11 protein-coding genes are annotated in these 12,416 nt (G+C 45.0%); 8 read left to right on the top strand and 3 right to left on the bottom strand.

Going from position 1 to position 12,416, the window contains the following annotated elements; translation table 11 throughout:
• Positions 1 to 26: 26 nt before the first annotated feature.
• Together ACXAH6_RS15445 and ACXAH6_RS15440 are read right to left on the bottom strand one after the other, a co-directional pair.
• Positions 27 to 1,031, bottom strand: a complete 1,005-nt coding sequence (locus ACXAH6_RS15445; RefSeq protein WP_474878244.1) for an LPP20 family lipoprotein — start codon at positions 1,029 to 1,031, stop codon at positions 27 to 29.
• 45 nt (positions 1,032 to 1,076) lie between these two features.
• Positions 1,077 to 1,655, bottom strand: a complete 579-nt coding sequence (locus tag ACXAH6_RS15440) for a hypothetical protein (protein ID WP_474878243.1) — start codon at positions 1,653 to 1,655, stop codon at positions 1,077 to 1,079.
• A 277-nt stretch (positions 1,656 to 1,932) separates the two neighbouring features.
• Here ACXAH6_RS15440 and ACXAH6_RS15435 point away from each other — a divergent pair, with 277 nt between their 5' ends.
• Positions 1,933 to 2,724, top strand: coding sequence for a hypothetical protein (locus tag ACXAH6_RS15435; protein ID WP_474878241.1), 792 nt, complete (start codon positions 1,933 to 1,935; stop codon positions 2,722 to 2,724).
• An 80-nt stretch (positions 2,725 to 2,804) separates the two neighbouring features.
• On the opposite strand, the gene ACXAH6_RS15430 is transcribed toward ACXAH6_RS15435, so the two are convergent.
• Positions 2,805 to 5,027 carry an NADP-dependent isocitrate dehydrogenase gene (locus ACXAH6_RS15430; protein WP_474878239.1) on the bottom strand — a complete coding sequence of 741 codons (2,223 nt, stop codon included), beginning with the start codon at positions 5,025 to 5,027 and terminating at the stop codon, positions 2,805 to 2,807.
• A gap of 500 nt (positions 5,028 to 5,527) precedes the next feature.
• Between ACXAH6_RS15430 and ACXAH6_RS15425 the strand changes: the two genes are divergently transcribed.
• The 7 genes from ACXAH6_RS15425 (at position 5,528) to ACXAH6_RS15395 (ending at position 12,368) form a co-directional block, all read left to right on the top strand.
• Entirely contained in the window at positions 5,528 to 6,148 is a 621-nt protein-coding gene (locus ACXAH6_RS15425; protein WP_474878237.1) for a pseudouridine synthase, read from the top strand.
• Between the two features lie 84 nt (positions 6,149 to 6,232).
• On the top strand, positions 6,233 to 7,348 hold the full coding sequence (mnmA, locus tag ACXAH6_RS15420; protein WP_474878235.1) for a tRNA 2-thiouridine(34) synthase MnmA: 1,116 nt from the start codon (positions 6,233 to 6,235) through the stop codon (positions 7,346 to 7,348).
• Positions 7,348 to 7,974 (top strand): high frequency lysogenization protein HflD, encoded by a 627-nt coding sequence (gene hflD / locus ACXAH6_RS15415; RefSeq protein ID WP_474878233.1) that lies wholly within the window; start codon positions 7,348 to 7,350, stop codon positions 7,972 to 7,974. Before mnmA ends, hflD begins: the two co-directional genes overlap by 1 nt.
• Before the next feature lie 14 nt (positions 7,975 to 7,988).
• Complete coding sequence (gene purB / locus ACXAH6_RS15410) at positions 7,989 to 9,359, top strand: adenylosuccinate lyase (protein ID WP_474878232.1); 1,371 nt, start codon at positions 7,989 to 7,991, stop codon at positions 9,357 to 9,359.
• A gap of 76 nt (positions 9,360 to 9,435) precedes the next feature.
• The gene (locus ACXAH6_RS15405; RefSeq protein ID WP_474878230.1) at positions 9,436 to 10,620 is read left to right on the top strand and encodes an adenylate/guanylate cyclase domain-containing protein; all 1,185 of its coding nucleotides are present in this window, start codon (positions 9,436 to 9,438) and stop codon (positions 10,618 to 10,620) included.
• 82 nt (positions 10,621 to 10,702) lie between these two features.
• Positions 10,703 to 11,851 (top strand): cupin domain-containing protein, encoded by a 1,149-nt coding sequence (locus ACXAH6_RS15400; RefSeq protein ID WP_474878228.1) that lies wholly within the window; start codon positions 10,703 to 10,705, stop codon positions 11,849 to 11,851.
• A 58-nt stretch (positions 11,852 to 11,909) separates the two neighbouring features.
• A complete protein-coding gene (locus ACXAH6_RS15395) occupies positions 11,910 to 12,368 on the top strand; it encodes a GNAT family N-acetyltransferase (RefSeq protein ID WP_474878227.1) in 459 nt (152 codons plus the stop codon).
• The last annotated feature ends 48 nt before the right edge of the window (positions 12,369 to 12,416 follow it).

Raw genomic sequence — 12,416 nt, 5'->3', positions numbered from 1 at the left:
AACCTATCTGCACTAGTCGTTTTTAACTAAATCGCAATATTGAGAAATTGAGGTAACGTCAAACGAGATATCTTGATTCCAAACGCCGCAACAGCTTTCTGCATAGCTTTTTCTTCATCACTATAATCTCTGCCTTTCACAATATATTGAGTTTGTGCAATCTTCTCGCCGACGTCATTTCCATAAAGAGAAAGCGTTACAGTTAGTGTTACATTGAACGCCTGCCTCGCATCTTGAAAGCGGGCTTGCTCGGTATCGATCACTAACTTGTTTTTTAACTCCTTACTATCGCCTCCTTCAGTATTAATTCCCAATTCGGTCACCTTTTTTATCACTACAGCCACCACCTCCTCTTGTGCCTCATGACTAGCAATCACTAAATTAAACTTATCTTCTACTTCATTAATTTGGTCGATAAAGGCCACGTAACGCTGGTCATTACGATTTACCTCAACCTCATGGTCGAAAAAGTGTAGTTGAACAAGGAGAAACCGAATTGAGATAAGCTGTTCGCGAAGATGAGCGCCCATTATTAACTGTTCAATGGGAGCACTAAGCCCATAAGAGGTCATGTTCGTGTTAATACTGCGATCAGCGGCTTGCCATTGATTATATAAACTCGATGCCAACAAGGATTTCTCTAATTTGAGTAATACCCAAAATGTACCACTGGTTTCTTGTGTTTCGATAAGCTGAAAATGTGACAGAGAGGTCTTTGCGACTTCAGTGTTAGTATCAATTTTGGTATAGCTATGGGTATTGCGATTGGTTTGAGTTATTTGAGATTGGTATCGCTGCTGCACCTGCGTATTAATCTTTCCTGCAATATCACTTAGCGCTTCATTTTGTGCAGCTTTAAAACTCGCTCCGCTCCCAATACCGTACATGGCTTCCTCAGTATCAGCTTTGGGTTTCTTCACCCAATCAGGTAAGCCTGCACTCACTGCACTGAACGAGCTAAAAGCGAATAACAACGCAAAAGAAAAAACTCGCGCTGATTTCGTAAACCATGAATAAAAACTTAAACACATAAACTCGACCACTCCCTAGTCGGCCAATTTAAACAACGCTAACGACTATTGGGTAATTCTTTTAATCGCCTCTTCCAAATCAACTTCAGCCTGCTCTACCTTGAATGCTTGCTCCAGTTTACGCTGTTCCTTCGTACTTAATTTGCGTCCACTACTGTCGACAATTTGGTTGAGTAAATCATCTGTTGCAGATGGAGTAAGCGCCATTAAGGTACAAAAATTATCGGTACCAGCAATATTCACAATCTCTGCACGCTCTACACGCGCACCACTGAGACTTTCGTTAGTAACCTGTGTAGAAACGCTAGTAAAACTCGTACCTACCTCAGTAGCATTATCAATATCATTCCGGCTTTGGTAACTCTTTTCGAGTGCCTCCACTCTTGTATTAATTTGTTGCGCTAATGCCACCCGCGCATTTGCTGCAGACATTTTTTGGTCAATAGACATATTGCCAGAGAACTTAACACAGTCGGCTGCGGCTATTCCTCCTTCGATTTTAGGGCTAGTTACCCAAGAAGGAATGTTAGAATAGTCAGGGCCACTTGGTGCTGGAGGTGTGGAGCTGCAAGCCGCAGTGAGAGTAATACCAACCGAGATTCCAATCAGTCTAGAAGGTTTCATATCCATTGTTTCCTTGTTTTTATGTCATCGGGTCAGGACCGCTAAACTGCTTCGTTCCTTTTAAATCTTAAGGCGTTGTTATCAATAATACGCACTGAACAGATATTGAACAATAATTATCTTTACCAAATGTAAAGAACATTGCTATCTTAGACCATGTTAGCTGTCAGCCATCGCTGTAACATTTAAGATATCAATGAGCAATGGAACGCTATCAATGCACAACACTACCTATACTTATTCTACATGCCTATCTGCTTTACTGTTTTGTACTCTCATGAGCTTTTCACCAAGCGCAAATAGTAAAGACCAAACTTACGAACAACTACTCACACAATTAAAGCAAGCCAGCCAAAAAGTTTTATCCGCCACATCACAAGTGCACCACTTAGAAACACAGCTTAAAACCTGTCAGTTAGAGGTTGATGTGATGAATAGCCAGTATCAATCGTTACTAAAAGAACGGGAAGTTACCAATGTTAACAACGGCACACAGCAGGATGAATTTGAGGAGCTGAAGCGATTGGCAATCGAGCAGAAATTAACACGTCAACGAGAAGCTATTGCCCATTGTGAAGCCGTAATTAAAAACACCCCTCCTCAATTGGAGCAACTAGCAAGACTACAAAAAACAAGTAACCATGATGTAAATACCGCAAAAGAGAAACTAATCGAGTACCTTATTCAAGATAAAAAAGTATCAGGAAAAACTGTCAGCCAGTCTATCCGATACGAATGTGAGGGAAACAGTAAACAAAAATGTCTTCAGCTTGCAAAAGTACAAGCGATTCGTGAACTCGGAGAAAAAACCGGCGTTGAGTTGACTTCAACGTCGAAAATGAAAAATTTTATGCTGGCCGACGATACCGTAGTTATGACAGCAACCACGGAATTTTCTAGCATAAAAATTGATAAACAGGCTTATGACAACACACTCGGTGTTCTCGATATTACAATGAGCGCCACATATGATAGTCAATATGCCGCTGAGCAAGAACAGCTGGATCGTATAAAACTAGAAAGCGTATTGGACAACTTTTTAGACAAACTGTATGAAAGTAAGCAGTAATACAAATATTAAACAAGTTCAAAACTAAAAAGCCCAGGTAAAAACCTGGGCTTGGAACAACTCGATATTCTTTTGCTTAATTAAGCAAGAATCTCATTAAACGTTGCGCTTGGGCGCATTGCTGCCGCTGTTTTGTCCTCGTCTGGGTAGTAGTAACCACCGATGTCTTTTGCTTCACCTTCGGTCGCTAGAATTTCTTCTACAACCTTGTCGATGTTCGCTGCCAACTTGTCATAAATTGGGCCAAACTCAGCCGCTAGATCAGCGTCTTCAGTTTGATTTGCCAATTCTTCTGCCCAGTAGAGTGTTAGGAATACGTGGCTACCACGGTTATCTAACTGGCCAGCCTTACGCAATGGAGATTTACCATTGTTCAATAGCTTCTCAGTGGCTTTATCAAGGGCAGATGCCAATAGCTTAGACTTAGGGTTGTCGTGCTTAATCGCAACGTCTTCAAGAGATACCGCCAACGCTAGGAACTCACCCAGTGAATCCCAACGCAAGTGACCCTCTTCAACAAACTGCTGTACGTGCTTAGGTGCAGAACCACCCGCGCCTGTTTCATATAGGCCGCCACCAGCCATAAGCGGCACGATTGACAGCATTTTCGCACTCGTACCCAACTCAAGGATTGGGAACAAGTCAGTCAGGTAATCACGCAATACGTTACCTGTTACTGAAATGGTGTCTAGGCCGCGGATAGCGCGCTCCATGCTGTAACGAATCGCACGTACTGGTGACATAATTTGAATGTCTAAGCCGTTAGTATCGTGGTCTTCTAGGTACTTGTTCACTTTCTTGATCAACTGTGCGTCGTGCGCACGTTCATCATCTAACCAGAAAACTGCTGGCATGCCTGATTGACGTGCACGAGTCACTGCAAGTTTCACCCAGTCTTGGATAGGCGCGTCTTTCGCCTGACACATACGCCAGATATCGCCTTCTTCTACTTGGTGTTCAATCAATACGGTGCCGTCTTGATCAACGATTTGTACGGTACCATCAGCGTCAATCTCAAATGTTTTGTCGTGTGAACCGTATTCTTCGGCTTTTTGAGCCATCAAACCTACGTTTGGCACTGTACCCATCGTAGTCGGATCGAATGCACCGTGAGTTTTACAGAAGTTGATCACTTCTTGGTAAATTGTTGCGTAGGTACTTTCTGGAATTACCGCTTTAGTGTCGTGAGCCTTTCCATCTGGCCCCCACATTTGACCAGAGTTACGGATCATTGCTGGCATAGATGCATCAACAATTACGTCACTGGGTACGTGAAGGTTTGAAATACCTTTGTCTGAGTTAACCATCGCCATTGGCGGGCGATCAGCGTAACACGCGTTGATGTCGCGCTGAATTTCAGAACGCTGAGACTCTGGCAGGCTAGCAATTTTATCGTAAACACTGCCCAAACCATTGTTTGGATTAACGCCAAGCTCTTTAAATAGCTCACCGTACTTTTCAAACAACTCTTTGTAGAATACTTTTACACAGTGACCGAACACGATTGGGTGAGAAACCTTCATCATGGTCGCTTTAACGTGTAGCGAGAACAAAACGCCTGTTTGCTTCGCATCTTCAATTTGTTCTTCGAAGAATTTGCATAGCGCCTTCTTGCTCATGAACATGCCGTCGATCACTTCACCTGCAAGTAAATCAACACGTGGCTTTAATGTCTTTTTGGTGCCATCGGTGCCAGTAAACTCAATGCTTACGTAACCTTCTTTCTCTACGGTGGTAGACTTTTCACTTGAATAGAAATCGCCACCGCGCATGTGTGCAACGTGAGAACGCGATGCTTGGCTCCACTCGCCCATTGAATGAGGGTGTTTACGCGCGTAGTTCTTAACCGCAGTAGGAGCACGACGGTCAGAGTTACCTTCACGTAACACTGGGTTTACTGCACTACCAAGTACTTTACCGTAACGCTCACGAATGTCTTTTTCTTCGTCAGTGTTAGCTTCTTCAGGGAAAGCCGGTACGTTGTAACCCAAGGCATTCAACTCTTTAATTGCAGCTCGCAACTGAGGGATTGATGCACTGATATTTGGCAACTTAATGATGTTAGCATTTTCATCTTGGGTCATTGCACCCAACTCTGCCAATGCATCTACAACCTTTTGGTCTTCACTCAAATAGTCTGGGAAAGTCGCCAGAATACGAGCGGCAAGTGAAATATCACTAACTTCAACGTCGATATCTGCCGCTGATGCAAAGCGGCGAATAATTGGCAACAATGAATATGTCGCCAGCATTGGCGCTTCGTCAGTTTTGGTATAGATAATCGTCGACTTAGCTTTGGTCATTATTTACCTCAATGTTTGCGGTAGCACTGTACCGATAATCGTCCTTCAACGTGGACACGATTTTTTTAAATGATTAGTTGCGGCACCCCGTACAAATGCGAAGGGCTTTTATGCACTCATCAACGGTATAAGACGGGATTCAAATCAACCCTAGCGCCAGAGAACGTGCCCTACTCTAACCAACACCTGCGTCGACCCGTTTATGCTAAAAATAAAGCGAAATTTGCCGCGTTCATTAGTATAGGGTCAAGTGTCGCAGTTACAAGTCATACCTTTGTCTTACGAACAACGAATCACATAAAAATTCATAAAATAAGCACAATTTCATTTTTAAGGCCGAAAATTAGAATAATTACGCATATTTCGTCCTAATTCCGACGGTCATACACTATACAAGGTTTCGATTGAAAATTAACAACAACATCCGCAAATAACCCCAACTTACATTGGGATGCTCAGACAATTTTGTTATTCTTTATAAAACAATTGCGAAGTCGATCATGTCAAAACCAACCTCAACAGCCAAAGTGGTGCTGTTCAACAAACCTTTCCAAGTTCTTTCCCAGTTTACCGATGCTGATGGCCGTGAAACGCTAAAAGATTACATCGATATTCCAGAGGTATACGCTGCGGGTCGGCTTGACAGAGATTCTGAAGGTTTATTGGTGCTAACGGATCACGGTCCTTTACAACATAAACTGGCCAACTCCAAAGCCAAAACCAGTAAGACGTATTGGGTTCAGGTAGAAGGCGATCCAGATGAAACGGCATTGGATGCACTCAGAGGTGGCGTCGAACTCAAAGACGGCATGACACAACCGGCCAAAGTGGAACGCATGGCCCCACCCGATGTGTGGGATCGCAATCCCCCAGTCCGTTTTCGCCAGTCTATCCCCACCACATGGCTTGCGATTACCATCAGTGAAGGGCGCAATCGCCAAGTGCGCAGAATGACGGCCCATATTGGCTTTCCAACATTGCGCCTGATCCGCTACCGCGTGGGCAGCTGGACCATCGACGGTATCGATAATGGCCAATATCAAGCCTTTGAAATGCCAGTAAAGGCAGAAAAACCAGCACCGCATATTAACCATAAAAAACGGTTCTATAAAAAGCGATAAAAGCCCATTCTTGTTCGTGATATTAGTCTGAGGTTCTGGTAAAATCCGCGACCTTTCATCACCACTGAGAATCAACACACACAGATGAGTTCAGATACCACGCCAACCACTACCACCAAAAAAGTCATCGTCGGTATGTCCGGCGGGGTCGATTCTTCCGTTTCTGCTTATTTGCTTCAGCAGCAAGGCTATGAAGTAGAGGGCCTTTTCATGAAAAACTGGGAAGAAGATGACAACGACGAATATTGTGCAGCGGCAGAAGACCTCGCTGATGCGCAAGCCGTAGCGGACAAATTGGGTATCTATCTGCACACCATTAATTTTGCAGCAGAATACTGGGACAATGTTTTTGAGTATTTCTTAGAGGAATACAAAGCAGGCCGTACGCCAAACCCAGACATCATGTGTAATAAAGAAATCAAGTTCAAAGCGTTTCTTGAATTCGCCGCTGAAGATTTAGGTGCCGACTATATTGCCACTGGCCATTATGTACGTCGTCGCTGTGTTGATGGAAAATGGCAGCTTTTACGCGGTTTAGACGAAAACAAAGACCAAAGCTATTTTCTTTACACCTTGGGTGAAGAACACGTGAGTAAAACCCTATTCCCTGTGGGCGACATCGAAAAACCAGAAGTACGCCGTATTGCCGAGGAACAAGGCCTGATCACTCACGACAAAAAAGACAGTACAGGTATTTGTTTTATTGGTGAGCGCAAATTTAAAGACTTCTTGAGTCGTTACCTCCCCGCTCAGCCGGGAGAAATCGAAACCGCAGAAGGTGAAGTGATTGGCAAGCACGAAGGCTTGATGTATCACACTTTAGGCCAACGTAAAGGTCTGCACATCGGTGGTTTGAGCGACTATGGCGACGACCCTTGGTATGTAGTAGATAAAGACGTGGCCCGCAATGTGTTAATTGTTGGTCAAGGTGCTAACCACCCTCGTCTCTATTCCGACGGGCTTATTGCCAAGCAATTACACTGGGTTGATCGCACACCTATCACCGAAGTCACAAGAGCGGTGGTAAAAACACGCTACCGTCAAGCTGACATACCTTGCACTATTACACCCATCGACGATGATCATATAGAGGTGAAGTTCGATGAGCCGCAAAAAGCGGTAACGCCCGGTCAGTCAGCGGTGTTCTACCAAAACGAGGTTTGTCTTGGTGGCGGTATCATAGAGAGCTATATACGCTAATGTTAAGTCCAGACATAGAAACTCATTTAGGTCTGGCAGGGGTGGCCCAGTCGGCCGCCCTAGTACAACAAATTGCCAGACGAGGGCAATGTGATAAACAAGGTTTTGAAGCGAGTTTATCAAGTATCCTTGTCACCGAATCTGACACCCCTCAACAGGTATTTGGGCAATTGGAAAACCTCGCTATTGGTTTCGGTTCAATTGTGGCACAACTCAGTGATCATCAAAAAGCCAAAGACACTGAACTCTCGCGCTATATAGCCAGTATTCTAGGGCTTGAACGCAAGCTCGCGCGCCATCCCAAAGCCATGGATGAGCTAGGCAAACGCATTTCTCATGTACAGCGCCAATTAGCCCACGTCGATTTCGAAAACCCACAAATTTTGTCGTCGTTGGCGGCGATTTACACCGACATCGTCAGCCCGCTTGCACCTAAAATTCAGGTTGCAGGTAACCCTACCCATCTCGGCCAACAGGTCAATCAACATCGTGTACGAGCATTACTACTCGCAGGTGTTCGCGCTGCTGTAATGTGGCGCCAAATGGGTGGACGACGCAGACATATTTTATTTAAACGCAAAGCTATACTAAGCAGTGCCAAACAGGCGCTTAGATTGATTAATTAAGTGAGGAGCTAAAGGTGGAACTTTCCCAGTTAACCGCAATTTCCCCTGTCGATGGTCGTTATGCCTCGAAAACTACTGAACTCAGAGGTATTTTTAGTGAGTACGGCCTACTCAAATACCGTGTACAGGTTGAAGTAAGATGGTTACAAAAACTTTCTGCAACAGATGCAATTAGTGAAGTTCCGGCGTTCAGCCCTGCTTCTCATGATTTACTTGATGCCATCGTCGCTGAATTCTCAGTAGACGATGCAATGCGAATCAAAGAAATTGAACGTACCACCAACCACGATGTGAAAGCGGTGGAATATTTCTTAAAAGAGAAAGTGGCGAGCAACAGCGAATTAAACGCGATCAGCGAGTTCATTCACTTTGCCTGTACTTCTGAAGACATCAATAATTTGTCTCATGGTTTAATGCTAACTGAAGCGCGCAACGAGGTTATTCTCCCTTACTGCGATAAACTTGTCAGTGAACTCAAGCGTTTAGCCAAAGAATACCGCACAGTGCCCATGATGGCGCGTACTCACGGTCAGCCAGCATCTCCTACCACTATGGGTAAAGAAATGGCCAACGTGGCTGTTCGTCTTCAGCGCCAGCGCGACCAAATTGCTGCTGTTGGCCTATTGGGTAAAATCAACGGTGCTGTAGGTAACTACAATGCTCACCTTTCAGCTTACCCTGAAGTAGATTGGCACCAGTTCTCAGAAGAATTTGTGACTAGCTTGGGCCTAACTTGGAACAGCTTTACTACTCAAATCGAACCTCACGATTACATCGCTGAGTTGTTTGATGCCGTTGCGCGTTTCAACACCATAGTGCTCGACTTTGACCGTGACGTTTGGGGTTATATCGCCCTAGGTCATTTCAAGCAAAAAACCATCGCTGGCGAAATTGGTTCATCAACCATGCCGCATAAAGTGAACCCAATTGACTTCGAAAACTCAGAAGGCAACTTAGGTTTAGCCAACGCGATTTTTGATCACTTGGCCGCCAAGTTACCTGTATCTCGTTGGCAACGTGATCTAACCGACTCAACGGTATTGCGCAACCTAGGTGTGGGTGTGGGTTATGCTGTTATCGCTTACCAAGCAACGCTTAAAGGCATTAGCAAGCTTGAAGTGAACGAAGCGAGCTTACTTGCCGAACTCGACAATAACTGGGAATTGCTTGCAGAGCCAATTCAAACAGTTATGCGTCGTTACGGTATTGAAAAGCCTTACGAGAAACTCAAAGAGTTAACGCGTGGTAAAAAGGTGAATGCAGAAGTAATCGCTGAATTCATCGACAACTTAGATATGCCTGAAGAAGCCAAAGCTCAGCTCAAAGCGCTTTCTCCTGCCACGTACATTGGTGACGCAATCCGTCTTGTGGATCAGTTAATCTAATGTAACCTTTTCGCTAAGCTAATCTCCGCACCCACCAATAGCGTCAGGATGACGCACCGGATATCAGGAGGTTAGCTTGGCGCATTCCGCTCCATCTATTCTTACACCTTTATTAACCCGTATTTGTTTACTCGTGGTGTTATCTATGTGTGCGCAAATTCCAATTATGGTGCTGTGTTCTAAATACGTCACATTCGCTATCTTCGCTAACTGGTCGGTGTCATTAACCCTATTTATCTTTTCATATTGGCTCGCGAGCCACGGGCAATTTCAACGAGGGCGATGGTTACTGTTAACGGGGTATCTCAGCTATGTCACTCTTGCCTGTCTATTGTGGGCAGGTAACCTGCTTATTCAGCATTTTTTACTTCTTGGATTAATTGGCTGTGGTTGTCTGTTTAAACCGAGAGAATCTCTGGTTCAACACGCTTGGGCAATGGCGTTCTTGTTGATATTCATTGTATTAAGTCTGCTCAAGTATTACGGCAACACTTGGCAACACCATGTGCTGTTAAGTAATAACATGACTTTTGCCGTTGCAGCTTTTATGACCTACTTCAGTGTTGTGCAAGTATCGCGGCAATATTGGCGACATTGGAAAAACCAACACCAAAAAATCAACCATCTCGTTCATCAAGTATTTCCCAAATGGGACGATGGCAAACTGTCAGTATTCTCCCCTCAACCCACTAAACATATTCCCGCGTGTACCGTACTTTTTGCCGATATGAATGGCTATACCCAATTGAGCGCCCACAAAGGCGATATTGATACCGTTAACACCCTTAACTTTTATTATCAACGCGTAGATCAATTAGCGAAACAGTTTGGCATTGAAAAAATTAAAACCAACGGCGACCAATACATTGCCGTTGCGGGCCTCACAAAAGACCACTCGCGCTCCACAACGCCTTGCCCTGCCGTTTCAATTTGTCACTTTGCCCATCAATTGCACCGACTCACCGAACAGTTTAATCAAAGTCACGATACCGTTTTTACCTTGCGTATTGGTATTGCATCAGGCCCCGTGGTGGCGGGTATCATCGGCAAGATGAGACCCAGTTTTGACATCTGGGGCAATACCGTAAACCTGGCCGCTGAGTTAGAGCAAACTTGTCCGACCCGTCGTATTCTGGTGTGTGAGCAAACAGCCAAAACAATACCAGCGCCATTTACTACCCGTAGCATGCCTACCTCACTGAAAAAGCATCACTCAGCCGTTCCCTATTTACTCAATGTTGGCGAATACGCCACCAGTTAACCGTGCAGCGGATACGTGAATTTGACCCTCACACCACACTTGCGCATAATCGCGCCACACGCAATTACTGGCTTCATCACTCATGTATTATTTAGACAAGTTTAATCCCGCCGACTTTTTAGCACATTACTGGCAAAAGAAAGCCGTGGTACTGAAAAATGCACTCCCCGATTTTCAAGACTTTCTAGACGAACACGAGTTAGCGGGCTTAGCCATGGAACCAGACATAGACAGTCGGGTGATTCGTTTTCACAACGACAACTGGGAGCTACAACAAGGTCCAATTGAAGATTTTGAATCAGCGTGCCAAGGCCAGTGGACTTTGCTTGTGCAAGGTATTGACCGCTATTTACCAGAAGCCAGTGATCTCATGCAGTGCTTTAACTTTATTCCACAGTGGCGTATGGACGATTTAATGGTCAGTTTTGCCGTTGAGGGAGCCGGTGTTGGGCCACACTTAGACCAGTACGATGTATTTCTCATTCAGGGTAAAGGCCGCCGCCATTGGCGTGTGGGCGAGCCAAGTAATTATGATACGGTTTGCCCTCACCCAAGTTTGCAGCAAATTACTGGTTTTGACGCAGTAATCGATGTTGAATTAGCGCCCGGCGATATACTTTACATTCCACCGGGCTGGCCTCACGATGGCATTGCGCTCACCGATTGTCTTACCTACTCGGTTGGCTTTCGCGCGCCAAATCAAGAAGCGTTAACCCAAGCACTCACCGACACTGTATACGCAGCAGACTTTACGGCCGAGCGTTACACCGACCCTGAATTAACCACTCGTGACAACACCGCCGAGGTGACGGCCAAAGAGCTCGATAAGCTCAGAGCGATGATGCAAGCAGTCATGCACTCTAACGAGTGGGAGCATCAAATGCTATGTCAGTTGAGTGATCAAGGTTTGCAACCAGAGATAGATGAGCAATTGTGGCAACCCGACATGGTTGAAGCTAGCCTAGAGCAAGGCGACGTGTTTATGCTTCCTTTGGGATGCCGCCCCTTATTGTTCCAACATCAACACAACACCGTGCTTTATGTGAATGGCGAGGCTTTCGTTGTTCATACTGATATTACTGAAGATATCAATGATATCGCCCAGGGCACTGCCATTGATGGCGAATTTGTGCAATCTGCCGACAACAAATTCGAATTGTTACAACTATTGTCTATACTAAAAAATAGAGGGTATTTGCTGCTTGCCGATGAGGATGACGCCGATTTTTAGGCGACTAACGGAAAAGATAGCCGCCCTCACTTTTGGTATAACGAAGTGAGACAGCGATATGACGTTTAAAATTGAAAACGTCGATTGGTCTAGAAGTAAAAATCGACTCAAACAACTGCGAAAGAAGGTGTTTGTGCTTGAATGGCGGTTGCCAGAAGAAACGGAGTTCGATGACGCAGACCCAAGCGCAAGCCACATTTTGATCAGCACAACCAAAAATAAACCGGTGGCGACGGCACGACTTACAGCCGACGGCATTATCGGCCGTTTAGCTATTTTACCCCGTTACAGAAAACAGGCGCTTTACCAACAACTCTACGTTGAGCTATTGAAACAAGCTCAGCAAAGGCATGTAGACAAAGTACAAGTACACTGTGAACTTCACACTGTAGAACACCACACCGCATTAGGGTTTACGCCCTGTGGGCAAGTGTTTATGGAGGCCGGTATTCCTCGACAACCCATGGAATGCCCCACTTCGCGGTTTAAAATGCCACAGCACGACGCCGTGCATTAGCAAACAAAAAAAAGCACCTAGTGAAAGGTGCCTTTGTTCGTAAACCTA

The organism is Alteromonas sp. ABE4_545, assembly GCF_056161325.1.
This window is presented reverse-complemented; position numbering and strand designations above follow the sequence as displayed.

What these genes read in the sequence shown, in the direction of transcription:
- ACXAH6_RS15445 (WP_474878244.1), bottom strand. Translation starts at nt 1,031, where the DNA reads ATGTGTTTAAGTTTTTATTCATGGTTTACGAAATCAGCGCGAGTTTTT.
- ACXAH6_RS15440 (WP_474878243.1), bottom strand. Translation starts at nt 1,655, where the DNA reads ATGAAACCTTCTAGACTGATTGGAATCTCGGTTGGTATTACTCTCACT.
- ACXAH6_RS15435 (WP_474878241.1), top strand. Translation starts at nt 1,933, where the DNA reads ATGAGCTTTTCACCAAGCGCAAATAGTAAAGACCAAACTTACGAACAA.
- ACXAH6_RS15430 (WP_474878239.1), bottom strand. Translation starts at nt 5,027, where the DNA reads ATGACCAAAGCTAAGTCGACGATTATCTATACCAAAACTGACGAAGCG.
- ACXAH6_RS15425 (WP_474878237.1), top strand. Translation starts at nt 5,528, where the DNA reads ATGTCAAAACCAACCTCAACAGCCAAAGTGGTGCTGTTCAACAAACCT.
- mnmA (WP_474878235.1), top strand. Translation starts at nt 6,233, where the DNA reads ATGAGTTCAGATACCACGCCAACCACTACCACCAAAAAAGTCATCGTC.
- hflD (WP_474878233.1), top strand. Translation starts at nt 7,348, where the DNA reads ATGTTAAGTCCAGACATAGAAACTCATTTAGGTCTGGCAGGGGTGGCC.
- ACXAH6_RS15400 (WP_474878228.1), top strand. Translation starts at nt 10,703, where the DNA reads ATGTATTATTTAGACAAGTTTAATCCCGCCGACTTTTTAGCACATTAC.
- ACXAH6_RS15395 (WP_474878227.1), top strand. Translation starts at nt 11,910, where the DNA reads ATGACGTTTAAAATTGAAAACGTCGATTGGTCTAGAAGTAAAAATCGA.